Origin of the sequence: Acinetobacter sp. 766875 (assembly GCF_000582055.1) — a bacterium.
Taxonomy (GTDB): Bacteria; Pseudomonadota; Gammaproteobacteria; order Pseudomonadales; family Moraxellaceae; genus Acinetobacter; species Acinetobacter nosocomialis.
The window spans coordinates 59,842-85,703 of sequence record NZ_JEXX01000015.1 but is presented as its reverse complement, the minus strand read 5'-3'; the positions used below and the strand labels follow the sequence as shown (position 1 = coordinate 85,703).

Below are 25,862 nucleotides of genomic sequence, written 5' to 3'. Positions count from 1 at the left end.
TTTTTTTTTCGGACGTTCTATTGAACATTCTGTCGCATCAATAATGACCCAGTTAAACTGTTCGTCTGCTGTGGTAATGCTTCGTTTTGGCAGAGTAAACCGTCTTGATTTCATCAATGCATCTTCAACCTTTTTAATGGTTCGATTCACATTACTTTCAGCGATATGGTAATTTGCAGCCAACTCCAATTGAGTGCTGTAATTCCGTAAGTAATTGAGTGTTAATAATAATTGATCCTCTATAGCTAAAGTATGAGGACGCCCAGATTTCTTTTTAAGTGATTCTACTTCTTTTAAAACTTCGATCATTTCACTAAAAACTGGTCGAGGTACACCAACCAAGCGCTGGAATTCAGAATCTGAAAAACGATTTAATTTCTGATATCTCATGAAATTTAGATTGAGGTGGTTTTTACTTTCGCAAGAGGTCTAATCTAAAACGTCATTTTTAGTAATTTTGTGCCAAATCGGTAAAATCATTTTATGGCCATTCATTTCTCGAGCTACTAAGCCATCAAGTTCATAGTTGGTCCAGTCTTTCTTAATAAAGTCAGTTGAAAGAACAACGGTACCGTATTTAGAGTTTCGGAGACCACTATCAATTTTTTGACGTAAACTGTCCCCAACTTTTAACGTGAATTCATCGTACCAAACGTTTACTCCAAGTTGCTGTAATGTCTCTGCAAGCGGTCTGACAAAATCTTCTTTATCTTCTGAAGCGTGTGAAATAAACAAATCATATTCTGGTTCCGTCTCAGGTATTGTATTGTTGTAAGATGATATTGAAACATCAGTAATATATTGGGTAGAAGCTTTAATAGCATCAATTTCACGTTTCAGCTTCTTTTGATGTTCAATTTCGTCTTTCTGCTGTTTTTTAGTCAGGACCTCTAATTTTTTTCTTTCCAGTATTTCTTCTTTTATAAGGTTCTGCTTTTCTTTCAGCAGCTTATTATCAATATCAATCTTTTTCTTTTGTAAGTCTGAAAGTTTTGATTGTATACGAGCGTTTTCTTGTTCTTTCCTACTAATTTCTGATAACTTTGTTTTTAATGTAGAGGGGCTAGTTGTCTTCCCGATAGAATTTTGAATTTGTAAAATTTTAGAAATTATATCAGCTCCCTTTTTCTGCTCTAAGCTCATTCGATGAGTAATATCTGCTAACTCCTTATTTAACCTTGTTATGGTACTGCTTATAGTTTGTATTGACATGTTGGCTCTATGATAAATATAAAGGGTAAGATTATTATTTGGTTAGGCGAAATACAAGGTTTATGTGTTACATCACTCTGTAAGCGTAGAGCAGTGCTCTGCCCAATCTGCCATTAATTCTTTACGTTTATCTAGATAATCTCCACGCAAGTAAGAAGCTTCAACTTTATCTGGTAGTTTGTGCGCTAATACATGTTCACAGACTTCACGCGCATAATTAGTTTTTTCCGCAGACCAGTCACGAAAAGTAGACCGAAAGCCATGTGTGGTAATTATACGATTCTGTTTTGGATCAATATAGCCTAAGCCATTTTTTAGTTCTTGTTCATGCATACGCTTGATTAGTGTAGTCAATGGCATGTCGGAAAGCATTTCACCACTACGTGGGGCGGGGAATATAAAATCTTCTAATTGAATATATTCTCGAATGAACTCTTAATTGAGGTAAAATTACATGAACTGTCTTAGAATGGGTAGTTTAAGATGATTTGTAATTTACAATCATTAGCTTACTAAGCAAGAATAGTGTCAGGTGAATGAAATATAAACAAATGATTGGTTGAAATTTTATTGTAGTAAAAATAACAGTAAAAAACTAAAATTAAATTATTTTTTGTATGTTTATCAGTGGTTTGGTTGTTTAATTTGACTAACACCGCTTCCGCCAAATTCTAAAAGCCCCTGTTAAAAGCAGGGGCTTTTTTTTATTGCTGAAATCGATCGAGTTGAGTCAATATCTGGTCTTGGAATTGAGAAACTACCATATTTAATTTGTAGGGGATGGAAATATAAGGATATATAATTCTAATTTAATAAATATCCTTAAACATTTTTTAGAATTTGAATAAATTTAAAATAGAAAAATTTAATAGAGTAATGCTGTTTGTAAAAAATATATTTTAGTAAGTATATATCTATTATTTCCAAAGCCAATTTAAAGTTTTTGAGTTAAGATGGAAAAATAATGGGAGAATTAAATGTTTAGATCTGGAAAAACTGACTTGGAAAAGTTAATTTTATTAGTTAATCTCGGGATTTTACATTCTTTAAAAAATAATTATATAGATATAAATGAAGCTGAGTATTTTTTGTATACACCATATATGCTTAAACTTTTGAAAGAAAATAGCTACTCTATTGACTTAATTAATATAATTCATAGAGGGACTGAGCTAGAAGATTTAGATAGGTTTAATATAGATTTTAAAGGTGAAGTCGAAAAAATCTTTAAGGAATGTGAGGATATGATTAAGAATTTACCTGAAACCAGTTTTGAATCTGAAAAATGGTATGATCAAAATCTATTTGATAAGTATGGTTGAGATATATTTAAGATATAAGAAAATATTACTGACACCTTAGATATGGCTGTACAGCAAGTGATGTGTTTAAGAAATGAGAACTTATCTGTTCTTCTTCAATCAGTGTTCTATACTGTTAAAGAAAAGTTTATGAGATGAATTGTCTTTCCTAAACATAAAATTAAAGTACAAATTAAACTGATATTTAGCTTAAATATTGATAACAAATCCTGAAAATTTCATATAAATCAATTAAGTATATAATTTGATCAAAATTCTTTTATTTATATAATATATTTTTTGTTTTCATTGGTTTACTGAGAGCCTGTCTATATATCAAAATTGAACAAGTTATTTGTAGAATATTCATTTATTGATATATGATGAACCAATATTTAGAGACTGTTTCAAAACATAATTCTATTGTTCAGCGAGCAAGTTCACGGAAAGAATAATGCTGAATTCAGGCTTCTAAACCCTATATCTGGAAATTATTTCCAGCCAAATTTTGCATTTCGACCCAATGGTTGGGAATGCCTCACTCTTTTGTGGGTTAGGCGTTTCCTATTTTAGGATGTATCTATGAAAAAATTATTTAGTGTACTGTTCAGCGCATCTGTACTCACACTGACAGCATGTAATAAACAACCTGCACAAACTGAAAATACTGCACCAGCTAAAGACAAAGGTGAGTCAGTTCGAACAATTAAACTGGTTTCAACAGGTTCAGATACTGACGTATGGAAATACGTTGCAACGCTTCCTGAGACTAAAGAAGCTGGTATTAAACTCGAAGTGACTAACTTAACTGACTATGTTGTGCTCAATACATCTGTCGCAAATGGTGAGCAAGATGTAAATGCGTTCCAGTCATTCAACTATTTGGCAGCATACAATGCTTCAAATAAAGCTAAAGTTGCTGCTGTTGCAACAACTTACTTGGAACCAATGGGTATTTATGCAAATAAAATTAAAACTGTTGATGAGTTCCCACAAGGCGCTACCATTGCTATTCCAAATGATACTGCCAATGAAGCTCGTGCATTAACATTATTACAGTCTGCTAAACTGATTAAACTTAAACCGAACTTTGACCCTGTAAAAGGGACTACGAACGACATTGCTGAAAACCCTAAAAATTTACAATTAAAACCAATTCAAATGACTACAGCAGTTCGTGTTAAAAACGATGTAGATGCAATTGTACTTGGTAATACATTGGCACTTGAAGGTGGCCTCAATGTAATGAAAGATTCTATCTTCCGTGAGCCAATTGATCAGTCTACTAAACTTTATGTCAATTTATTGGGTGTAGCTGAAGCAAACAAAAATGACCCGATCTATACGAAACTTGGTGAACTTTATCACTTACCTAAAGTACAAAAATTTGTGAGTGAAAAATTTGGTGGCACAAAAGTTGAAGTGAACAAACCTGTTTCTGAATTTGCAGACATCAAATAAGTAATTTCTTAATTAGAATTATTTTTTAAAGCTAAGTCACGTTAATCGGGGCTTAGCTTTTTATTTATAATGTTGTACTTAAGCTCTCTTATAATAAAATTATTTATTCCTTAACTTTAAACTTATATTTAAAGACATTTTTATAAAGAATTAAGTGTGAAAAAATTAAGCTGTTCTGTGGAATAAAGAATAGAGCAGGCATAATCATTTACTAATTATAAAAGTTTTTGCCATCAGTTCTTTTTAGTATTTGTGTGCTATTCATTTTTTAAATCATATATCTGTTTGGGTATATTCATCAAAATGACATCGATTAGTCATCTAAATGAAACTCTGTTGATTAAAAATAATCCAATTTATTGGGGTAGTTTCCAGACATGCAGAAAAAATCTTATAAAGTTCTAAGTTTAGTATTTCTTGTTGCGAGCATGATGGCTATTACTGCCTGCAATGATAGCCAAAATCAGCAATCTACAGTAGTTTCCCCAACACCTACAGATACCCGTGACCAGCGTTTTCTAACAGCAAAAACAAATGACGTAATTCAAGTTACGATTGCTGATTTGATCCCAACGCAGGGTGCAATTGGTTATGATCAAATTTATTATAAATTAGGGCGTTGGCAAGGTGATTTACAGCGCCCAACTTGGCAAGCAGATCCAGTCAATCAATTAGTTTATTTAAATAAAACCATTGGTAAGAAGTTTAGTGATTATTGTGAAGCGATTGGTGCAAAAGGTCGTGATGATTTTACAAGTCTCCAAGATCTACAAAAGGCCAATTTAAAACAATTGGAGACATTTAACTGTCAAGAACAGCCGGGTACTGAAACGGCTGATTTGAAAACAGTGGTTGTGGGGTATGATGGGCGCCTTTATTTGACTGATGGTCATCATACAATGACCGAATTCCGTGAGCTGCCTGATGGCGGTGGTCAACTTAAAGTATGGGTAAAAGTTGTTGGGAATTATAGCGATAGTAAAACTGCGGATGAGTTTTGGGCGAAAATGCTTGCCAATGGCCAAGCATGGTTAAGAGATGGGAAAAACCAACCGATTTCATATCAACAATTACCTAAAAACTTAGGCCTGAAATCTGCAACTAACCCTGACGGTATGCAAAATAATCCATATCGTTCACTGGTCTATTTCACACGTGATATTGGTTATAGCAAAGTTGCCAATGCAACGGACTATACTGAGTTTTTATGGGAAGATTGGTTTAATAAGCAAATTGCTAATAATCTGGTACATCCTTTAAGTTTCTATCATATCGATGCGAGTGTGTATGGTGCCGCAGATGTATTGGCAACTACTGAAATAAAAAGTGACTTAACTGTATCGGGCAGTGCAACAGGCTATCAGGCAGCGGTTGCTGATTATTCCTTACTGATGGGAAGTACCAAACCAACTGATATTATTTATGGTACTTCAACTGCCGCAGATTTGGGCGCATTACAGCTTGTGAAAAATGCTGCTAAAGGTTCTGTTACGGCAACTTCAATTTCTAATCTTGCAGATTTGACCCGTGACGAAATTAAGAAAGATAAAACACCGCGTACAGGTGGAAGTATTTGGTATGCGGTAAATTACAAGTTATGTGGAAAACCTGCTACAGGAACGTGTTGGGGTTGGTAATTCACGAATATTTAATAAGAAAGGAGTGAGTAAATTCACTCCCTTTTTGTATGGGTAAATTCTTAGCATTTAGTCACAATAGAATTGATAATTTAAAAATGAAGAAGCCATATCTTGCTCTTAATTAAGCCCTAAATATTTCGTCTTACAGATGCTATTAAGATTTTCACTATTTTTATAAACCTCAAATTAACAATAACTTGTTGATTATTTAGCCTTACTTTTTTAATGATCTAATTTAAAACAAATGTCATTTTGTGTGCTTGACGGCAAGAAACTTGGACACTATTCTTTGCTTGCTGGCCACATTGCCAGTCGGTTTTGACGAACCGCAATCACACGAGTATCAGAATTATTCCTTCTGAGGGATAGTTTTGTGCAGCTCCTCGTCTCCCTCTCGTAGCGGTAGGACGGGAGAGGGACACCTTCGGGTGTGCTGGCCTCGTGTGACCAGTTCGTCAACCCTCTTTCGTTCTGCCACCATAATTTTAATGTTTTGGCAGAACTCCCTATAAAAAGGAGTTGGCTTTGCACATCCATTATTTCTTGGCAGCCTTTGCCAAAAGCTATAACGACACCACTTAAATCATCTTTAAACAGTTTGTTGGCCTTTAAGGTTCTCAGGCTTTAAGTCATTACGGCTCAAAAATTTGTATCAACAATAAAACTTGAGATGTGCCAAGCACAGTCTTTATGGCTTTGCTGTGCCTTTTTTCTCCCAAAAAGGGCACAGGCTTTTTTCTCTTTTAGAAACAACAAGAATTTATAACGGTAAAACTATGTCAAATGATTTAGAAATCTCTTCCAAAAAAGTACATATTATTCGAACAGCTATTGGTCTATTTACAACCTACGGGTTTCATACAGCAGGTGTCGACCTGATTGCCAAACAGTGCGAAGTACCCAAGGCGACGTTGTATAACTATTTTCGCTCAAAAGAAGGTCTGATTGAAATGTGCATTGCTTTTCAAAAAAGCCTGCTTAAAGAAGAGGTGCTCGCCATTATTTACTCAAGCCATTACCGCACACCAACTGATAAGCTTAAAGAAATTGTAGTCTTACATGTCAATTACAGCAGTCTGTATCACTTATTACTTAAAGCTTTTTTTGAAATTAAAGTGACTTATCCTCAAGCTTACCGTATGGCAATTGAGTATAGAAAATGGCTGACTAGAGAACTTTTTGATTTGGTATTTTCTCTAGAAACTCGTGATTTAAGACCAAGTGCTGACATGGTTTTAAACTTAATAGATGGCTTAATGTTTGAGTTTTTAAGTACAAATAATTTGGACGAAAGAGATAAAGTTGTGGAGCGGTTTTTTATGTCGGTGGTATAGAGAAAAATTATGACCCATCACTCAGTATATGGCCTTGGGGATATCTATTATGTTTTATTTTAATTCTATTTCATACAGCGTTATTACTATTTACTTAAGTTTTAGCATTATATTTTTTTTATATAAAATCTTTGACAGACTAAGGTTGAAATTGATGTTAATACAAACAAGATAGACAAATCTGTCTATTTTTTATAAGATATAGTCGATTGTAACTCAAATTTATAAAATAAGTGATGTTTAATAATACTTTTCAGATCTTAGAGAGTGTTGGTTTTCTCTCACAACATCGTTCGGTGTATCTTCAATTTTCAGATGCATCCCTGAATAGTCAGGTTTTTTTACAACGTATAGATGGGCAACATTATCTTAATCAGGGCATGACAGCTGAGTTGATTTGTTTATCAACCAATGCTCACATTCCACTTAAGACATTTATTGGGGTGCAGGTTGCTGTTGACCAAATAACAGATCGAGGAAGTTTTTTCCGTACTACGGGTATTATTACCGGAGCATCACAAGGACAAAGTGATGGTGCTTTAACTTTATATAAGCTGGCCATAAGTGATCCAACTTATCTCTGGCATAAACGCAGAAATAGTCGTGTGTTTATGAACAAGAGTGTGAAAGAAATTAGTGAGATTCTATTTCAGGAATGGCAGGGAAAAAGTCCATTATTTGCATCTAGTCTGACTTTAGATTTGAGTGGGTTAAAACAGACATACGATGTGCGTCCTTTTGTTATGCAGCTCAATGAAAGTGACTATGACTTTTTAACTCGTTTATGGCGTAGTGAAGGCATTAGCTGGCTCATTGACGAAGCAGAGCTTACTGTAGCTAGCAATACGGACCATATTCAGCCACAAAAATTACGTTTGATTGATGATAATAACCAATATGAAGCGCTGACAAGAAGAGCGATTCGTTACCACCGCAGCAGTGCAACTGAACAATCCGATAGCATGACCAGCCTAATGGCTGACCGTAGTTTACAGCCGACTTCTGTTTTTGTGCAGCGTTGGCAGTCAGATGTATTGCAACAAACTGATGGGGCAGGCAGTGTACAAAGTAAACACCAACATAGTTCAAACTATGACAACCAGAGCTTAAGCCTCGAAGAAGCATGGCACTATAGTCCGGCATGGATGCAGGATTTAAATGGCGAAGATGGGGCAACCTCCGCAAGCAATCAACAACTAGAAAAGTTTAACCAGAACCTAAGTGCTTATTATGATGCTCAGTCTAAGCAGTTCATTGCAAAAACCACAGTACGAGATACCCAAGTCGGCTATTGGTTTGAACTCAATGAACACCCTGAAATAGATCAGCATAACGGTGCAGATAAAGAGTTTTTAATTGTAGGTAAGAACTACTATAACCAAAATAATTTACCCAAAGATTTAAACCAGCAAATCCAAACTTTAGTTCAACAAAGTGATTGGCAAGCGAGTAATACTGACGAGCGCCAAGCGAATCAGTTGATTTTACAACGTCGTCATATTCCAACTACTCCAGCTTATAATCCACAAACTCATAGTCCTGCCACTCATCCACAACGTGCGAAAGTGGTCGGTCCTGAAGGTGAAGAAATCTATGTAGATGAATGGGGGCGTATTAAAGTCCGCTTCCTATTTACCCGTAGTGATGACCATAGCCATGATGGTGGAGCAGGAACCAACAATAATGACACCGATTCAGCTTGGATTGACGTTCTAACACCGTGGGCTGGAGAAGGTTACGGTGCACGTTTTTTACCGCGTATTGGTGAAATTGTTGTTATTAACTTTTTTAATGGTGATATAGACCGACCGTTTGTGATGGGTCGAGTGCATGAGGCTCAGCGTCATCCAACCAAATTTGATAACAAAGGTAAACTTCCCGATACTAAAAAGCTCAGTGGTATCCGTTCCAAAGAAGTGTCAGGTGGTGGTTTTGGACAACTCAGATTTGATGATACACCGGGACAAATTAGTACCCAACTCCAAAGCAGTCATGGTGCAAGCCAGTTAAATCTGGGGAAACTGAGCCATCCTAAAGATAAAGCGGAAAGTGAAGACCGCGGAGAAGGTTTTGAACTGCGTACGGACCAATGGGGAGCAGTGCGTGCGGGGCAAGGTTTATTGGTATCTACTTATAAACAGGATAATGCTAAAGGCGAACACCTCGATGCCGAAGTTGCCAAAAAGCAACTTGAAGGTAGTCAGACTAACAGTAAAGCACTGAGTGACATCGCTAAAAACCAGAAAACCGATGAAATAGAATCGATTGAGCAGTTAAAAGATTTTGCCTCACAAATTCAGCAACAAATCGCTAAATTTGAAAAAGCTTTACTGCTTTTAAGCTCACCGGATGGCATAGCCTTGAGTACGTCTGAAGATATTCATATCTCGGCTGATGCACAAATCAATCAGGTTGCTGGAGACAGCATTAACATAAGTACTCAAAAGAATGTCATTGCCCATGCTCAAAATAAGATCAGCCTCTTTGCAGCACAAAGTGGACTAAAAGCAGTCGCAGCACAAGGCAAGGTAGAAATACAAGCTCAGGCAGATGCGCTGGATGTGTTGAGCAAACTTGGAATTACAATTTCATCAACCGATGACAAGGTCATCATTAGTAGCCCGAAAGAAGTAAAAATCACGGGTGGCTCATCTCAAATTACTCTGAATGGCTCAGGAATCTTTCCGAAAACTGGCGGGAAATTCCAAGTCAATGCAGGACAGCATTTGTTTATGGGAGGAGCGAGTGCAAACGCCAGTGCTCCTGAGTTACCTAAAGCTAAACCTATGCAGGGAGCGTTGGAGCTACTACGGAGTTATGGTGGAGATAACTTCTTTAAGCAAAATAGCTATAAGGTCATTGATTCATTAGGTAAGCAAATTACAGGCAAACTTGATGGGAATGGTTTTGCACAAGTAACAGGGATTGCGCCTGGACCAGCTAAAGTAGTTTTTGAGAAGGACAATACTAGTGCATGGCTACAAAGCAGTGATTTTAATCGTAAATACACTTGGGCTGAGCCAGTCAAAAGTGTTCAAGGATTAATGAAAAATGCCCTAGAAGCAGTGGGGCAAAATACGATGTCTCAGTTGCAAAATAATCTTCTTTCAACTGATAAAAATAGTTTCAAAAACTTGGGTAAAAATACTTTAGATAATTTAGCTGGGCAAGCACTAGGCCAGATTAAAAATCAAGTAACCAATACCGCACTCAATACGGTTTCTAAACAACTTAATCTCAATTTATCTGCCGATCAAATGAAAAGTCTTGGACAAATGGCGGTAAATCCAAGCCAGTCTCTTGAAATGCTAAAAGAGCAAAGCCAAGGTTTTTTGACTGATCAAATGACCGCAAAATTATCTAAGTCCATAAATCAAGATTCACCTATTCAGCAAGGGGCTTTAGATAATTTTATTCGGTCAAAAAAGTAGATTGGATGAATAGAGCGATCCAACATAGAAAAATATTGTTGTAATTTAATGAATTAAAGGTTTTATATTAATGGCTAATGAGAATACACAACATAAAGAAATTAAAAAACAACCTACTGTTGAACTTGCTGTTTTTAACTTAAATAGCGTGACGGATGTAGCAGACTTGCAAATGATCGCAAGTCAAATTCAGTTGTATTTACAAGTGTGCGGAAATACCTCATTAGAACAAATAAAAAGTAAGGCCAACATAACCACGGTTGCTAATATCTTTGCATTGACAGGTAGTGTACTAGACCTAATGCTCTATGCTACAGATAAGAAAACTGGTGAAGCTGCTGCACAACGTGGAGCGTTACTTGCTGCAAATTTAATTGGTTTATTTTCGGAACCGAATAACGAAGCTCATGCGCGCATGGCTTTGCGTCCGATGTTTGGTTTAATGGCCGAGTGCTTATATCGAGAAAATGGAAAAATTAAAGAAACAGATATTAAGCGTTTAGGTTTGCATCTCAATGCGATGATCGCTGGAGATTTAGAGAAGTTTTTAAAAGAGACTCAAGCGAAGTTAGGCAGTTTACTTACTAGCGCTGCAACATTGGGTGTAACCATCCTACAAAGCATGGCGACCCCTGCAACTGGTATAAATACAGGAATAACCACTGTGGCAGGTGCGAGTGCAGAAAAACGAGATCCAAAACTCAAATTTACTAACTGGGCTGTTCCACTCATTGATTTATTAGGAAAGCCGAGCCAAGCAGACTTAACCCCTAAAATACAACCAAATATAACAAGCCATTTGCAACAAGAAGCAACTCAAGCTATTGCAGCTTTAAGTCAAACTTTGCAACAACAAGCAAATGCTGGTCAAAAATATACTTTGGCATGGCTATTACAAGAAACACTGAAAGCTATACAAGCATTAGAAAACAAAGGTAATGCAAGTGTGCCAATCAACCAGACGGGTGAATATGAACGGCATACGAAAGGAGACACTTTAGAGTTTGTAAGTTTGCAGGTAGATGCTTTAAATGCTCCTCCATGTGAAGGCCCTGATTCCCAATCTGGAAAAAGTATTAGCTATTCAATTGGTGCTGAATGGGTTCAACATGCAGACTTCTATTTACCGAAAATAGGTTTTTCTTTTATAAGGCAATATAACTCACAAATGGATGAGTTTGATCAAAGTATGGTCGGTGCACGTTGGATGATGCCATTCTCCAATATGATTCAACAAACTGCTCAAGGCTATCTATTTATTGATAGTAAGGGGCGAAAGCATCAACTGCCATCTTCTATTACACTTGAAACTTATGAAGTGCCTTATGAGGGATGGATTATTAAACCCCTTAAAAATGGGGAATTAATTTTAGATTTTGGAGGTGAATGGAGATCTCATTTTCAAAGCTTTGATGGGGGAAAAAACTATTATTTAGTTAAAAAAATGAATGAGACTTCTCAAGAGGAAATTCTTCTAGAGTATCTTTTGTTAGATCACATAGCATATTTAAAGGTTATCAATTTTAAATTTAAACAAGCAGAGTATGAGCTGAAATTTGCTTTTAATGAGCAAGTTAAAATCATTGCGGTGTTTTTAGATGATAAACCCGAACCATTAGCGCGTTATGATTATGATACCCAAGGTAACTTGATTAAAGCGATTGATCAGAATGGTCATACAAGAACATATGAATATAACCAATTTCATCAACTAACGCGCTATACAGACCGTACAGGGCGTGGACAAAATATTCGCTATGAATCAACTGAAGCCAAATCTAAAGCAGTAGAAGAATGGGCGGATGATGGCAGTTTCCATACCAAACTAAAATGGCATCCGCGCTTACGCCAAGTGGCGGTTTATGATGCTTATGACACACCAACTTATTATTACTTTGATCTTGATGGGTTTACTTATCGAACTCGTTTAGCGGATGGGCGTGAGTCATGGTATAGCCGTGATGGGAAAAAGCGCATTACTCGGCAAATCGATTTTGATGGGCGAGAAACTCAACAAGAATACAATGATCAAGATCAACTTGTTAAGATTGTCCAGCCAAACGGTGGGATAATTCGTTTTGCATATAATAAAAATAATATGCCAATCGAAATTAAAGATGCTGAAGGTAATATTTGGAAACGTGAATATGATACTCAAGGTAATGTTAGCAAAGAGATCAATCCTTTAGGTCAGATTACACAGTATAAATATAACAATGATAATCAATTGATTGAAGTTATTGATGCAAAAGGTGGTGTTAAAAAAATTCAATATAATGAATTGGGGCAGATGATTTCATATAGTGATTGCTCTGAAAAAAGTAGTTATTGGGAATATGATAGAAATGGAAAACTACTTTCTCAAAATAATGCCGATATGCAGAAAGTACAATTTATCTATAGTAGTAACAATAACGACCAGTTAGAAACAATTATTTATCCTGATGGGTTAAAAGAACACTTTAAATATGATGAAGAAGGACGTTTACTTAAACATACCGATACTAAAGGTTTAGTAACGGAATATAAGTACAATCGAGTTGGCTTATTAGAGCAGCGTATTGATGCCAATCGTCATAGCGTAACTTATCAATGGGACAAACAAGGCCGCATTCAAAAGCTGATTAACCAGAATCAAGCTGAATATTTGTTTGGATACAATCCGTATGGATATTTGATACGTGAGCATGCCTTTGATGGAGAGGAAAAGCACTATATTTACAATGAGAACGGAAGGTTATTTCAAATCCGTCAACCAAATATACTGACCCAATTTGACTATTATGCAGATGGACAAATTGCTTCGAAAAGCTTTACCCATTTACATACAGGCCAGAAACAAACAGAGCAATTTGACTATAACCTGAATAACCAGCTGAGCCGAGCTAGTAATGAGGTTAGCCAAATTGATTTCTATCGCAATGCACTTGGGCAGTTGGTTAGAGAGCACCAGCATTATAAAATTCCAGAACTGAAACCGCTCACAGCAGTATTACATTATGAATATGATGAGCTTGGAAATTTAATTAAAACAATTCGACCTGATGGACATACACTGAATCATCTTGTTTATGGTTCAGGGCATATTTATGCAATTGGTTTAAATAACCAAGAAGTTGCTTCATTTCAGCGTGATGATTTGCATAGAGAAACAACACGACTATTAGCAAATGGACTCATGCAAACCAAACAATATACGGATGTGGGATTACTGAGTTCACAGTTCATTCAACCTGAGCAAGAAACCCAAGACTATTTACAATATCAAGCACATAGAAAATATCACTACGATAAAAACTATTTGCTTAGTCAAGTTGAAGATAGCCGTTTGGGTAAGCTCAATTATCAATATGACCCAATTGGGCGTTTAATCGCAGCTCAAAGTTTACACAAAACAGAAAACTTTAGCTTTGACCCGGCAGGTAACTTAATTGATTCTGACTCGGTATTAAGTCCAGCACAAATTAAAAATAACCTTATTAAAAGTTATAAAGGTAAACACTACCAATATGATGCTCAAGGTAATGTGACAGAGATTATTCAGGCTGGTAAAAACCTTAAGCTGACTTGGGACAACCAAAACAGACTTATTCGTAGTAATAATAATGGTCTAGTTACAGAATATGGTTACGATGTATTTGGTCGTCGACTCTACAAAAAAACATCTAATGAATTAACCTTATTTGGTTGGGATGGCGATTTAATGATATGGGAGTCTGTCAAATCGGCACAGACTAGTTATACAAAGCACTATATTTATGAACCTGATAGCTTCACTCCCTTATTACAAACAGGTTATAAGGATTTCATTCAGCTGATAGAAACACCTGATTATCAGGAATATCAAACAAAACCTTATTCTATTTATAAAGACCCAGTATGGAATAGTAATACTCGGAAAAAGCGTACTGATGTAGAGCAAATTACCTTTTACCATTGTGATCAGGTCGGAACACCCCAAACCATGACCAATACCCGAGGAGAGTGTGTGTGGGAAATTTTCCAAGACACGTGGGGAACGGCATTGGAAATTAAAGTAGTAAATCAAGATAATCCATTTGAACAAAATAATTTACGCTTTCAAGGGCAGTATTACGACCGTGAAACAGAACTGCACTATAACCGTTATCGTTACTATGAACCTTATAGTGCAAGATATATAACAAAAGACCCAATCGATTTATATGCAGGTTTAAACCATCATGCTTATGTTTTAAACCCTACTTTATGGGTGGATGCACTTGGTCTATATCCGACTTATGGAGGACAACTCATAGGTTTAAGTCCGAAAGCTGCATCCAATTTAGAGTATGAAGCTTATCGCAATTATGACTGTTGGTTAAAAACAGGTGAAACGTGTAAGCTCAAAGCCGCTCCTTTATTTGACTATGTTTATTGTTCAGGTGGTGTGGGCCCTTTTGCGTATGCAGAGATCACAAACTTACATAATGGTAAAGTCTTTCAAGTAGGGGCTGCTTCAACGCCAGATGCAAAAGGAGCGAAAGCAATCGGTCGTAACGCGATTTCGATAATTGATGGTAGTCGAAAATTAGGTGCATCTGATCTTTCTAAGTTAAAAGGTAAATTTTCAGCAAGCTGTATGGCAGGTTATATATTTAATAAGCCTGCTGAAAGATCATCTGCTAATAGTACAGATCAGTTTTTAACAGGATTAGCAGGAAGTGCTAGTGGTGGAATTTGGGGAGTGCGAGCAGGTGTCGTACTTCCACTTGATACAGGTTCAAGTTCTGTTAGTGATAAGATAAAAGCATATTTTACTTCAGATACAATGAAAGGTTTAGAAGTTGGTGTAGGTACACCCGGTGCAGATTTTAATTTTGGATATGGGGTTGAAGCACAAGGCAGAACCATTACGGGAGCGATTAAGGACTAAATATGAAATTAAATAAATTGAGTTTAGCAGCTTTTATGCTTTTCACATTCACTGGTTGCGGTGGAGGGGGAGGCATTTATCCACAGCCTTCAGATAAGTATCCATTTGAAGCAAAAATGAAAGCATTGTTAGGCGATAATCTTAAAATTGTAAACTCGTTGCGTAAAGCAGAAGTTCAAATTTCTTCTTTTAGATTTGAAAAAGATCCTAATAAATTGAAAAAAGTAATTAATCAATTAGAAAAAGATGGTTGGATATTAAAGGGGCATGGACAAGGGGTAGATACATATTGTTTAGGAGCTAATAATAGTATTAATATTGTTAGCCCTACTGCAATTGGTGTTTATGATTATCAAGGAGGTAAACTAAATATAACTGATTATAATTCTGATGCTATATCTTATAGTTATAATAAATGGGGTGAGGATTTGTGTGAATGATTTTTGGAAAATTATATTAATTTTTTCCTTATTAGTTCAAATAGGTTGTTCTAATGGAATATATGAAAAACCTTCTGATAAGTATCCATTTGAAGCAAAAATGAAAGCTTTATTAGGCGATAATCTTGAAAATTTGAACTCATTCCATAAAGCAGGAGTTCAAATTTCTTCTTTTGATTTACCAAAAAAAACTAATCAGATAGATGAAGTAGTTAGTCAGTTAAAAAAGGATGACTGGGTATTAAAAGGGCATGGTCAAGGCGTAGATACTTACTGTTTAGGCTTACATAATAAAATAAATATTGTTGTTCCTATATCAAATGGTGTTTATGACTATAAAGGAAGAGAATTAAATATAACAGACTATAGCATGAATGGTGTGTCTTACATGTATGATAAATGGGGAATAGATATTTGTGAATAAATTCCTAATGAAAAAAATATTTTCAGTGTTAGTTCTGCTTTTTTTAATATTACAAGTTGGTTGTTATAAGCGACCTCATGAAGCTGCTGCTGACAAATACCCGTTCTTTATTAAAATAAGACCAGTAGTAGGTAATGATATAAAAATTGTTAATTCATTAAATCGTGCGGAGGCTCAATTAGCTTACTTGGAATTGCCATTAAAATCAGATAAGACTTCTAAAATTATTGAATTATTGAAAAAAGATGGTTGGACTTATAAAGGAGCTGGAATAGGTTCTGAAACCTATTGTCTAGGCTTAAATAATAGTATCAATGTTGTTAGTCCTACTTCTAAAACTGTGACTACGTTTAAGGGCGGCGATTTATATATGACTAATTATAATAGAGATATAGTCTCTTATAGTTATAACAAATCGGGTTTGGATATATGTGAATAATTTATATGAAAAATTTATTAAAATTAATTTTTTTATTTACTTTATTAATACAAATGGGTTGTTCTAATGGAGTATATGAACAACCTTCTAATAAATATCCATTTGAAACAAAAATGAAAGTATTATTAGGGAATAATCTTGAAATTGTAAATTCGTTGCGTAAAGCAGAAGTTCAAATTTCTTCTTTTGATTTACCCAAAAAAACTAATCAAATAGACAAAGTAATTAGTCTGTTAAAAAAAGATGGATGGGTATTGAAAGGAAAAGGGCAGGGCGTGGAAACTTATTGCTTAGGGAGAAATAATAGAATTAATATTGTTATACCAACTTCTGGTGGGCTTTATGATTTTAAAGGTGGGAAATTAAAACGAACAGATTACTCTGTGAATGCTGTTTTATATTCCTATGATAAATGGGGAGATGATATGTGTGAATAATTTCTTGATTAAATAACTAGCTGGAATAATAGTTTTGCTGCTATTGATTTTGTAAGCTAGCTATTCTAGTTAAATTTATGAGATAATAAAAATGTAAGTATTTTATTAAACAGGCTTTTTAAATAATATTTTCACTATTAAAATTCTAAGCCAAACAACTTGTTTGGCTCTTATTTTTTAACAGTTAATTCCTATCTATTCAGACTGAGCTAAGTCACGTTCACGACATGATAATTCATAGTAATTACCTTTTGGTAGAGAACGGATTTTAAAGCCATAGTAATCACTGGTTGACTCTATAGGACCGACACTACATTGATTTGTTTTTGCAAATTTTTCAATCAATTTCAAATTAGAAGTTTGCTTAAATACAGCTCCCCAACCTTCACTCACACAACAGCCCACATATTCAGACATATATTCATCTGAAATGAGTACGACATTTTGTCCCATAAACTCATAAGGCTTTTTGAGTTTATATATATCGTTATAGTCTGCTCGCGAAATATTAGGTTTCTTGGCTAAAAAGCCTTTTTGTTTGAGTATTTGGAACTTTAGAAAATCCTGAGGCCCAGTACCAAGTCCTCGATAAACCGAATTATTATCATCTGCAAAGCTATATGAGCTAAGCACACTGACTAAACTTAAAAATAATATTTTTCTCATTTTAAATTTCAAAAGTTATATGAGTTCACAATTCTTTCATATCTTATAAGTAGCGTAAAGTAAGTAGCTGATTTTGATTGTACAGATAGAATTTTTCTAAGTGACTTCGTAGGCATGCACAGCTCATTCGAGTGACTATTTATATGCTTCTTATGATTAAGTATTCATAAAATAATAAGTGGATTACTTAAAAGTTTTAATTTAATTGATCAGATTTTTGCCATAAATTAATTTATCAGCTCATTTGATAGTCTTTTTGTATATAATATGTATTCTTTGTATTTTAGCTATCTTTATAGAGTAAACATGAAAAAAATATTAATCATTACTATGGCGAGTTCTTTTGGTTTAATCGCATGTTCAACCACTGAAACATCAAGAACGATACAAAGCCCTCAAGTCACCGCAGCAACTTCTGCAATTAAATATAATGGAGTAAAAGCTCCTGTCTCTATTGGTAAGTTTGATAACCGCTCTAGCTATATGAGAGGAGTTTTCTCAGATAATGTAGACCGTTTAGGTGGCCAAGCGAAAACGATTCTTGAGACACATTTACAGCAAACTGGTTATTTTTCAGTTTTAAATCGCGACAATTTATCTGAAATTAAACAAGAAGTAGGTTATAGCAATACTGCTCAATCTATTAAAGGTGCTCGTTATGTGATTACTGGCGATGTATCTGAGTTTGGCCGTAAAGAAGTTGGTGATCAGCAACTATTTGGTATTTTAGGCCGCGGTAAACAGCAAGTTGCTTATGCAAAAGTTAATTTAAATATTATTGATGTAAAAACTTCAGAAGTTGTGCACTCAGTACAAGGTGCTGGTGAATATGCATTAGGTGCACGTGAAGTCTTAGGCTTTGGTTCTACTGCCTCTTATGATTCTACTTTAAATGGTAAAGTGCTCGATTTAGCTGTTCGTGAAGCAGTAAATAATCTTGTAACAGATATTCAAAATAACCGTTGGTCAATTCAATAATTTTGGATATGTGTTAGATGAAAAAAATTGTTTTAAGTAGTGTTCTTGCTTTGGGATTGGTGGGCTGTGCCACTGGTCCTCAGTCTTTATATAATTGGGGAAGTTATCCGCATCAAACTTATTTGATGTATACCGCACCTGAAAAAGCGACACCAAGTGCACAAATCACGACATTAGAAGCAGAGATTCAAAAAACTAAAGGTAAGGGCCTAGCTGTTCCGCCAGGGTTATATGCGCATTTAGGATTATTGTATTTACAAGAAAATAATTCTCAAAAAGCAATCGAGTATTTCCAGCTTGAACGCCAAGTCTATCCAGAGTCTACAGTTTTAATGGATCGCTTATTGCAAAAAATGAATGCGAATGGTGGGAATACAAAATCATGATTAAGAAGTTTCTAATTGCTGGTTTGGTTATTTCTAGCATTACATTTACTGGCTGTGCAGTTACTCCGGCACCGAATAAAGACATAACCGCTTATAAAGCTCATATGCCAAAGTCAATTTTGGTATTACCACCAGTCAATGATTCACCAGATGTAAAAGCAACTTACAGTTATTGGCCAACCGTAATACCACCTGTAGCAGAAGCTGGCTATTATGTTTTTCCCATCTCTGTTGTAGATAACATGTTCAAAGAGAATGGTGTCACCAATGGCAGTGATGCACAGTCTATTGCTCCTCAAAAATTACAAGAGATTTTTGGTGCAGATGCCGCTTTATACATTCGAATTAAAGAATATGGCTCTAAATATCAAGTAATTCAAAGTGTTGCTACAGTAAGTGCAGATGCAAAACTTGTAGATTTAAAAACAGGCGATGTGATTTGGACTGGTGAGAAAAAGTTATCCCAATCAAGTAGTGATAATAACTCTGGTTTACTTGGTGCTGTAGTCGGTGCTTTGGTTGAACAGATCTCTAGCAACTTTAATGATCGCGCTTATCCAATAGCAAGTATGGTAAATGCTCAACTGTTTACCCCGACTCCTTATAGTCCGGGTACAGGCTTATTATATGGCCCACGCTCACCTCAGTACCAACAAGATGGAATTGCGAAGTAAATTAAAATCTAAATTTGGGTTTTAATTTATTAGACAAGTTGCTTCATATCTTTATGATTTGGAGCACTTTATAAAAGTTGAGTTTAAGCAGGAGAGTCAGTTGAAAATTGATTTTACCTGCTTAATTCAATTGAAATTAGTTTATTTCTTTACTTTAAAACGATATTTGCATTTTAGGCAGCGGTAGTCCTGAAATATATTTTTATCGATCATTACACCTGCTTTTTTACCAAAAATATTACCCACTACACCGCCAGTAATACCTGCACTGATTGCACCGACAAATGTGCCTACAGTACCGCCAACAATTACACCTAATGGTCCAGCTACAGTACCAATCGCTGCTCCTATAGAAGCACCTGTTGCAGCACCACCTACGGTACCCGCTGTAGTCCCTGCAGCTGTTAGTAAAACACCGCCAGTGGTTTTAAGTAGTTTGTCATGGTCACGTGTTTCAATTTCTGTAGAACCACACTTTGGGCATTGCAGCGTTTTTTCCATAAAATTTTTCCTGTCTTTCATCATTAAGCGACGCAGTGAATGGAGCAAAATCAGTAAGTGGATAAAAGAGCTATTTATGAAGCGTCTTTTCCTGATTGATGATCGCGATATATCTGGTCAGCCACGATTTTAGCTGAACATTGACACAAATATTTATAGATCATGTAAACACTTGTACCTTAATAATCATCTCTTAAAAATGTCTTAAGCACTATTTTTAAATGGATAGCATATAACTAAAAACTACTAAGTGATGGATGATTGATCAGACGAGATGCAGATATTTGGTCTGTTGAAATTTGCAAAGAGGTGAGACTTGTTTACAGCCGCTTAAAACAATAAAGGCTTATTCTGTTTGAATAAGCCTTTTAGGACGTTCAGAGTGATTTATCTAACCTTAAAACTTTATATAAACCAAGCATTAAAGTAATCCAGATCGGAATTAAAATTACTGATTCTTTAAAGCCTTGAGTCCACATAATGTATAAAATCATGCCGATAAAAGCGAGCACGACATAGTTACTCAAAGGCGAAAATAGAGCAGGGAATTTGGCAACTTTTCCATCTAGTTTCATGGCTTGCTTAAACTTTAAATGGGTAAAGCTAATAATCGCCCAGTTCAAAACCAAAGCTGCAACAGCCATATACATAAGATGGCTTAAAGCTTCTTCTGGTACAAAGTAGTTGAGTAAAACACACCCAAAAATCAGGATAGAAGAGAAGACGACAGCAGCTGTGGGTACACCTTGTTTGCTTACTTTGGCAAAGACTTTAGGGGCATTGCCTTGTACTGCCAGTCCATACAACATTCGGCTGTTGGCATACATGCCGCTGTTATAAACTGAAAGTGCAGCAGTCAAAATAATAAAGTTAAGTAAATGTGCCGCCCAACCAATGCCAAGCTGACTAAAAATCATGACAAAGGGGCTTTTATCTAAACCACCAAGGTCCAGTTGGTTCCATGGAATAAGGGACATAATAATTGCGAGCGAGGCCACGTAAAAAACCAAAATTCGAAAAATAACTTGGTTGATCGCTTGTGGAATACTTTTTTCAGGATTTTCTGCTTCAGCAGCGGTCATTCCAATCAGTTCAATACCGCCAAATGCAAACATTAAAAAGGCGAGCATATAGAACAAACCCGAAAAGCCATGCGGGAAAAATCCGCCATGCTGCCACAGGTTTGAAAAGCTCGCTATAGAATCATTGCCGGCTGTAAGCAATAAATATAAGCCAAACACAATCATTGAAATGACTGCGGTAACTTTAATAATGGCTAACCAAAATTCAGATTCGCCATAAAATTTAACATTGCCTAAGTTCAAGCACGTGACCAGCACAAAGAAAAATAAAACCGAAACCCATGCTGGGATATGAGGCCACCAATAATGTACATATTTAGCCACGGCGGTAAGCTCAGTCATCGCAACTAAAATGTACACAACCCAATAGTTCCAGCCCGATAAAAAACCGGGAAATCTTCCCCAATACTTTTGTGCAAAATAGCTAAAAGAGCCAACTACAGGTTCTTCGACAATCATTTCACCCATTTGGCGCATAATTAAAAATGCAACCAAACCAACAATGGCATAACCCAAAATGATTGAAGGACCAGCAGACTGAATGACTTGTGCAGAGCCTAAAAAAAGTCCTGTGCCCACAGCACCACCCATAGCGATTAACTGGATGTGACGATTTTTAAGTCCACGTTTTAATTGGGAAGATGAGTTACTCAAAATACTATGCGCTGTCTAAAAAAGCTGGCGCTATTGTAATGGATTGAATAGGGATAACCTAGTTTGAAAAGCAATATTGCCTTTATATAAAAAGATTCGCACAAAACTGTACGAATCCTTTTTAGAAAATGATGTTTTTATAAATTAGAAAGATACCATTTTGCCTGGGTTAATCATTGCACCGATGCCATACATACTTTTTGCGAGTGGAATAACGACAGGGGCAAGCGTACGGCCAAAAATAATATATTGATGGTCAATTTTGGATAACATTTCAAAGTCATTAGATTGCCCAACAAAGTCATTTGCAATGGCTTTACCAATGCGTACCGTCTGTGCAACACCATGACCACTCCAGCCGTGAACTGCATAAATCGGGAACTTGTTACCAAACTTACGACTGTCGACTGCACCATTTACAGTTAAATCAGTGGTTCCACTCCAGACAAAATCCATTTCTAGATTTTTAATTTGAGGGAACACGGTATGAATTCGATGCTCTAGATAATTTAAAGTTTTCTCTGGCCCCCAGCATGTGCCAGTACCTTGGCCGCCAAACAATAAACGGTTGTTAAACACAGGCCGGTAGTAATCAATCTGGAACTGAGTGTCATAAACCGGATGTCCAAATGGCAGAAGCTCTTTGGTGTCAAACTCTAAAGGAGCGGTGGTCGCGACATAGGTATAAAACGGAATAGTGGTATTGTTCTGTTCAGATAAAAGTTTAAACGAGGCATGGTGTACCGCTAAAACTACAGATTTTTTAGCTTTTACGACAGCATTTACTGTTTGAACATAAATACCATCTGCCTTTTCTTCTATTGAAATAACTTCTGTTTGTTCATAAACAGTACCGCCATTTTGGCAAAAGCCATAAATTAAACCACGGTTTAGAGCCAACGGATGAATTTGTCCACCTAACTCATCAATTAAACCACCTGTATAGTAGTCTGACTTAATAAAGTCCATGAGTTCGTGTTTACCCACAATACGGGTATGGTCTTCACCTAAGTATTTTCGGGCATCGGCACCTTGGGTTAAGCCAACCAAATGTCCTTCATGAACGGCGGCGGTAATATGGCCGTATTTACGATCAAAGTTGAGTTGGTATTTTTCAGAGATATCATCAATGAGCTGCATGGCTTCCGTAGAAGTAAAATGCCAAAGTTTTTTTGCATCTTCATAACCTAAGCGATCGGCCATTTCTTGAGCTTCCCAGCGTGCTAAACCAGGAGTAAGTTGTCCACCATTTCGGCCAGAAGCGGCACTACCAATTCTATTTTTTTCTAATAAAACAGTATCTACACCTTGTTCAGCTAAGTGTAGGGCAGTCGATGAACCTAATAAACCACCGCCAATAACCACGACATCACATTCAATATCAGCATTTAAACTGTCAAAGGTATGCCAATCAGACAGCGAGCTTTCATAGTAGTTGGCTGGGTTATTTACCGAAGTACCATTAACCGTGGTTGAGTCAAATTTCGCGTGTTTTGGATTTAACCAGCTCCATTCTTTACCCACTTGTAAAGACTTACTTGGTTTATATTCCACATCTTTTAAAAGTTGAGGTTTAGAAATAATTTTCATGACGACGTTCCTTAAAAAATTAATAAGCATTACTAATTGCAATACTTTGTTTTTTAATCGTTTTATAAATGAATAAGAGAATGCCTAAAGTTAACCAGAAGCATCCAAAAATCAGTGAAGATGAGTCGAGATTGAGCCATAAACAAATAATGCTAATGACCGATAACAACGGTAAAAACAGGTTTAGAAATTTATTTTTAAAACCTGAACGTTGTTTATCTTTAATATAAAATTTCATAAAAACTGAGAAGTTTACGGCTGTAAAAGCAACGAGCGCACCAAAACTGATCAGACTAACAACTTGAGCTAAATCTAAGAAAATAGCCGACATTGAAATAAGCCCGACAAATAAAACCGAGAAAAATGGTGTCCCTAAAGAGCTATGGATGGTTCCAAAATACTTTTTAGGAAAAATATTGTCGGACCCCATTATATACAGTAAACGCGAAGCACTGGCATGTGAGGCAAGACCTGAGGCGACTGTGTTCATAATTTGGCCGCATAAGAATATGGACTGAAACAAAGCACCACCCACATAAAGCACAATTTCTGGTAATGCTTCTGAAGGATGATGAAAGCGAACATTGTTTGGAAAATAAAGTTGAATAAACCAAGCAGCTGTGAAGAAAATAAGCCCACCCGCAAGTGTGGTTAACATGACTGCTCGGGGAATATTCTTGGTGGGTTGTTTGGTTTCATTTGAAAGAGTAGTAACTGCATCAAAACCTAAAAATGAAAAACATAAAACCGAAGCACCAGCAACAAGCGGTAATAGCGATTGTTGACCATGCCATAGTGGAGCCAGAGTAAGCACATGCTCATAACCTTGGGTCGAACCAATACCTCTAACCACTAAATATACAAAAATGACCATGAGGATAATCGGAGCAAACACAAATACGAGACTTAAGTTGGCAAGTAACCGAATACGGAAACAGTTGACTAAAGTCACAAGGCCCGCCGATACCAGCACCCAAAACCAATAAGGCATACTCGGAATGAGTGCGGTGAGATAAATTGCAGCCAGCAACACATTAATAAGCGGTAATAAAAGATAGTCGAGTAGAGAGCACCAGCCAACGAAAAATCCACTTCTAGGCCCTAAACTTTCTGCAGTATAACTATAGGCCGAACCTGATCTTTCTGAGTTTTTACTAAACCTCGCATAGCTCCAAGCAGTAAGCAGCATCGCGCCTAAAGCAAGTAAATATGCGAGGGGAACATGACCATTGGTAATTCCGGAAACAATACCGAAAGTATCGAAAACCGTCATAGGGGTCATATAGGCAATACCAATAATTGTGACTTGCCATAGTGATAATTTTTTTAAGGAAGACGCTTTACTTTCCATGTCTTTTCAACCTCAAATTTCGTTGTTTTTGCTTTTCATCCAGAAAGGCGATGCTATTTTTAGGCCAAAACTTCCCCTAGACCTGAATAAACAAGTCTATTTGAAGAAAGTTTGAACAACAGCTAAGGGCTTAAAGTGCTATATCACCTTGATGGCACACTAAAGCGAGAATAAAAGGCCAATATTCTTTGCTTTTTAGATGACAACCAGCTGGAAAGACTGACATGGTTGCGAGAAAAACTGTTGATCAGTCTTTTCTTTAAATAATGTCCCGGTTCTGATGCTAATGTCATTTGAAGTAATGACCCGAGATGAATCATTCATAATGACAGTCTTTTGCTTAATATTTTTGAGTTTGGGCATAAGCAGTTTTTCGAGAGCCGAAACTAAAATATCGGTCGCAATGACGCCAATAAAGTGGTCATGAATCATGACAGGGTGGGCAATGGTAATGGTGTAGGCACCATTACAGATATAATCAACATAAGGTCCATGTATGCATGGACTTTTATTTTGTGCAGGTTTATGGAACCACTCAAATGAGCGGAAATCTAAAAAGCGCTGCGCATTTTGATAGTTTTCAAGTTTTGCTTGTTGTAATTGATCTTCTTTTTTATACCACCATTCGAGTGTCCAGTAGTCTTGTTCCTCTTGAGTTGCCGGACTATAACTCGCAAAACCAGTTCCTTGACTATAATGGCTTTGATTAAGTGCTTTTTTAATTTCCTTTTGCAAAGCAGAGCGTTCTGAAGTTGAAAGCTTAATATCTGCATTTTTTTCAGATGCATGCTTTGACAAAATCTTGCTCGCCTTAGTTGCGAGTTTTTCTGTAATAGAGGTTGTTTCGTCAACCACCGTCTTTAACAAATTTTGTAGCTCTTCTATATCTAACTGTTGGGTCATTCCTATAACTCCTAAAATTCCATATTTCTAACTTGATTATTGATAAGCCATCATATTTATTATT

19 protein-coding genes and 3 pseudogenes are annotated in these 25,862 nt (G+C 36.2%); 13 read left to right on the top strand and 9 right to left on the bottom strand.

Features of this window, described 5'->3' with window-relative positions; all coding sequences use genetic code 11:
- From J576_RS13265 to J576_RS13255, 3 pseudogenes are all read right to left on the bottom strand, one after another.
- Nucleotides 1–390 (bottom strand): annotated as a pseudogene (locus J576_RS13265) (IS5-like element ISAba27 family transposase); the annotation flags it as partial.
- Nucleotides 391–432: 42 nt separating this feature from the next.
- Nucleotides 433–1,212, bottom strand: a pseudogene (locus tag J576_RS13260) (toll/interleukin-1 receptor domain-containing protein); the annotation flags it as partial.
- Between the two features lie 72 nt (nucleotides 1,213–1,284).
- Nucleotides 1,285–1,641: pseudogene (locus J576_RS13255) on the bottom strand (tyrosine-type recombinase/integrase); the annotation flags it as partial.
- 548 nt (nucleotides 1,642–2,189) lie between these two features.
- Here J576_RS13255 and J576_RS13250 point away from each other — a divergent pair.
- From J576_RS13250 to J576_RS13205, 10 genes are all read left to right on the top strand, one after another.
- Nucleotides 2,190–2,534, top strand: coding sequence for a DUF3969 family protein (locus J576_RS13250; RefSeq protein WP_002054096.1), 345 nt, complete (start codon nucleotides 2,190–2,192; stop codon nucleotides 2,532–2,534).
- 561 nt (nucleotides 2,535–3,095) lie between these two features.
- On the top strand, nucleotides 3,096–3,974 hold the full coding sequence (locus J576_RS13245; RefSeq protein WP_002054113.1) for a MetQ/NlpA family ABC transporter substrate-binding protein: 879 nt from the start codon (nucleotides 3,096–3,098) through the stop codon (nucleotides 3,972–3,974).
- A gap of 377 nt (nucleotides 3,975–4,351) precedes the next feature.
- Nucleotides 4,352–5,611 carry a ParB/Srx family N-terminal domain-containing protein gene (locus J576_RS13240; RefSeq protein WP_002054115.1) on the top strand — a complete coding sequence of 420 codons (1,260 nt, stop codon included), beginning with the start codon at nucleotides 4,352–4,354 and terminating at the stop codon, nucleotides 5,609–5,611.
- Nucleotides 5,612–6,390: 779 nt separating this feature from the next.
- Nucleotides 6,391–6,948: a TetR/AcrR family transcriptional regulator gene (locus tag J576_RS13235; RefSeq protein WP_025468003.1), complete on the top strand. Its 558-nt coding sequence runs from the start codon at nucleotides 6,391–6,393 to the stop codon at nucleotides 6,946–6,948.
- A 236-nt stretch (nucleotides 6,949–7,184) separates the two neighbouring features.
- Nucleotides 7,185–10,379 carry a type VI secretion system Vgr family protein gene (locus J576_RS13230; protein WP_025468002.1) on the top strand — a complete coding sequence of 1,065 codons (3,195 nt, stop codon included), beginning with the start codon at nucleotides 7,185–7,187 and terminating at the stop codon, nucleotides 10,377–10,379.
- Between the two features lie 70 nt (nucleotides 10,380–10,449).
- Entirely contained in the window at nucleotides 10,450–15,273 is a 4,824-nt protein-coding gene (locus J576_RS13225) for an RHS repeat-associated core domain-containing protein (protein ID WP_033855623.1), read from the top strand.
- A 2-nt stretch (nucleotides 15,274–15,275) separates the two neighbouring features.
- Nucleotides 15,276–15,713, top strand: coding sequence for a hypothetical protein (locus J576_RS13220; protein ID WP_002047998.1), 438 nt, complete (start codon nucleotides 15,276–15,278; stop codon nucleotides 15,711–15,713).
- Nucleotides 15,664–16,137, top strand: coding sequence for a hypothetical protein (locus J576_RS13215; protein WP_050560293.1), 474 nt, complete (start codon nucleotides 15,664–15,666; stop codon nucleotides 16,135–16,137). The genes J576_RS13220 and J576_RS13215 overlap by 50 nt, the downstream gene beginning before the upstream one ends.
- The gene (locus tag J576_RS13210; RefSeq protein ID WP_025467932.1) at nucleotides 16,130–16,576 is read left to right on the top strand and encodes a hypothetical protein; all 447 of its coding nucleotides are present in this window, start codon (nucleotides 16,130–16,132) and stop codon (nucleotides 16,574–16,576) included. The genes J576_RS13215 and J576_RS13210 overlap by 8 nt, the downstream gene beginning before the upstream one ends.
- 5 nt (nucleotides 16,577–16,581) lie before the next feature.
- Entirely contained in the window at nucleotides 16,582–17,013 is a 432-nt protein-coding gene (locus J576_RS13205; protein WP_033855622.1) for a hypothetical protein, read from the top strand.
- Nucleotides 17,014–17,208: 195 nt separating this feature from the next.
- Here the strand turns inward: J576_RS13205 and J576_RS13200 are convergent, their stop codons facing one another.
- Nucleotides 17,209–17,679: a hypothetical protein gene (locus J576_RS13200; RefSeq protein WP_002053570.1), complete on the bottom strand. Its 471-nt coding sequence runs from the start codon at nucleotides 17,677–17,679 to the stop codon at nucleotides 17,209–17,211.
- 306 nt (nucleotides 17,680–17,985) lie between these two features.
- On the opposite strand from J576_RS13200, the gene J576_RS13195 reads away from it, so the two are divergent.
- The 3 genes from J576_RS13195 to J576_RS13185 are packed head-to-tail and all read left to right on the top strand — an operon-like array spanning nucleotide 17,986 to nucleotide 19,717.
- Nucleotides 17,986–18,657, top strand: coding sequence for a CsgG/HfaB family protein (locus J576_RS13195; RefSeq protein WP_002048002.1), 672 nt, complete (start codon nucleotides 17,986–17,988; stop codon nucleotides 18,655–18,657).
- Nucleotides 18,658–18,674: 17 nt separating this feature from the next.
- Entirely contained in the window at nucleotides 18,675–19,043 is a 369-nt protein-coding gene (locus tag J576_RS13190) for a DUF4810 domain-containing protein (protein ID WP_002047997.1), read from the top strand.
- Complete coding sequence (locus tag J576_RS13185; protein ID WP_002053557.1) at nucleotides 19,040–19,717, top strand: DUF799 domain-containing protein; 678 nt, start codon at nucleotides 19,040–19,042, stop codon at nucleotides 19,715–19,717. The genes J576_RS13190 and J576_RS13185 overlap by 4 nt, the downstream gene beginning before the upstream one ends.
- Before the next feature lie 141 nt (nucleotides 19,718–19,858).
- Here the strand turns inward: J576_RS13185 and J576_RS13180 are convergent, their stop codons facing one another.
- From J576_RS13180 to J576_RS13160, 5 genes are all read right to left on the bottom strand, one after another.
- Nucleotides 19,859–20,218, bottom strand: coding sequence for a hypothetical protein (locus tag J576_RS13180; RefSeq protein ID WP_000416091.1), 360 nt, complete (start codon nucleotides 20,216–20,218; stop codon nucleotides 19,859–19,861).
- A 377-nt stretch (nucleotides 20,219–20,595) separates the two neighbouring features.
- Nucleotides 20,596–21,954: an amino acid permease gene (locus J576_RS13175; protein ID WP_079377170.1), complete on the bottom strand. Its 1,359-nt coding sequence runs from the start codon at nucleotides 21,952–21,954 to the stop codon at nucleotides 20,596–20,598.
- Nucleotides 21,955–22,098: 144 nt separating this feature from the next.
- On the bottom strand, nucleotides 22,099–23,544 hold the full coding sequence (locus J576_RS13170; RefSeq protein ID WP_002053563.1) for an NAD(P)/FAD-dependent oxidoreductase: 1,446 nt from the start codon (nucleotides 23,542–23,544) through the stop codon (nucleotides 22,099–22,101).
- A 19-nt stretch (nucleotides 23,545–23,563) separates the two neighbouring features.
- Nucleotides 23,564–24,895 carry an APC family permease gene (locus J576_RS13165; protein ID WP_002053560.1) on the bottom strand — a complete coding sequence of 444 codons (1,332 nt, stop codon included), beginning with the start codon at nucleotides 24,893–24,895 and terminating at the stop codon, nucleotides 23,564–23,566.
- Nucleotides 24,896–25,090: 195 nt separating this feature from the next.
- Nucleotides 25,091–25,798 (bottom strand): cache domain-containing protein, encoded by a 708-nt coding sequence (locus J576_RS13160; RefSeq protein WP_000193721.1) that lies wholly within the window; start codon nucleotides 25,796–25,798, stop codon nucleotides 25,091–25,093.
- Nucleotides 25,799–25,862: the final 64 nt, after the last annotated feature.

Coding starts and splice junctions, on each gene's coding strand:
- J576_RS13160 (WP_000193721.1), bottom strand. CDS start 25,798: ATGACCCAACAGTTAGATATAGAAGAGCTACAAAATTTGTTAAAGACG.
- J576_RS13215 (WP_050560293.1), top strand. CDS start 15,664: ATGCTATATCTTATAGTTATAATAAATGGGGTGAGGATTTGTGTGAAT.
- J576_RS13245 (WP_002054113.1), top strand. CDS start 3,096: ATGAAAAAATTATTTAGTGTACTGTTCAGCGCATCTGTACTCACACTG.
- J576_RS13225 (WP_033855623.1), top strand. CDS start 10,450: ATGGCTAATGAGAATACACAACATAAAGAAATTAAAAAACAACCTACT.
- J576_RS13165 (WP_002053560.1), bottom strand. CDS start 24,895: ATGGAAAGTAAAGCGTCTTCCTTAAAAAAATTATCACTATGGCAAGTC.
- J576_RS13220 (WP_002047998.1), top strand. CDS start 15,276: ATGAAATTAAATAAATTGAGTTTAGCAGCTTTTATGCTTTTCACATTC.
- J576_RS13180 (WP_000416091.1), bottom strand. CDS start 20,218: ATGGAAAAAACGCTGCAATGCCCAAAGTGTGGTTCTACAGAAATTGAA.
- J576_RS13185 (WP_002053557.1), top strand. CDS start 19,040: ATGATTAAGAAGTTTCTAATTGCTGGTTTGGTTATTTCTAGCATTACA.
- J576_RS13170 (WP_002053563.1), bottom strand. CDS start 23,544: ATGAAAATTATTTCTAAACCTCAACTTTTAAAAGATGTGGAATATAAA.
- J576_RS13250 (WP_002054096.1), top strand. CDS start 2,190: ATGTTTAGATCTGGAAAAACTGACTTGGAAAAGTTAATTTTATTAGTT.
- J576_RS13205 (WP_033855622.1), top strand. CDS start 16,582: ATGAAAAATTTATTAAAATTAATTTTTTTATTTACTTTATTAATACAA.
- J576_RS13200 (WP_002053570.1), bottom strand. CDS start 17,679: ATGAGAAAAATATTATTTTTAAGTTTAGTCAGTGTGCTTAGCTCATAT.
- J576_RS13230 (WP_025468002.1), top strand. CDS start 7,185: ATGTTTAATAATACTTTTCAGATCTTAGAGAGTGTTGGTTTTCTCTCA.
- J576_RS13235 (WP_025468003.1), top strand. CDS start 6,391: ATGTCAAATGATTTAGAAATCTCTTCCAAAAAAGTACATATTATTCGA.
- J576_RS13240 (WP_002054115.1), top strand. CDS start 4,352: ATGCAGAAAAAATCTTATAAAGTTCTAAGTTTAGTATTTCTTGTTGCG.
- J576_RS13190 (WP_002047997.1), top strand. CDS start 18,675: ATGAAAAAAATTGTTTTAAGTAGTGTTCTTGCTTTGGGATTGGTGGGC.
- J576_RS13195 (WP_002048002.1), top strand. CDS start 17,986: ATGAAAAAAATATTAATCATTACTATGGCGAGTTCTTTTGGTTTAATC.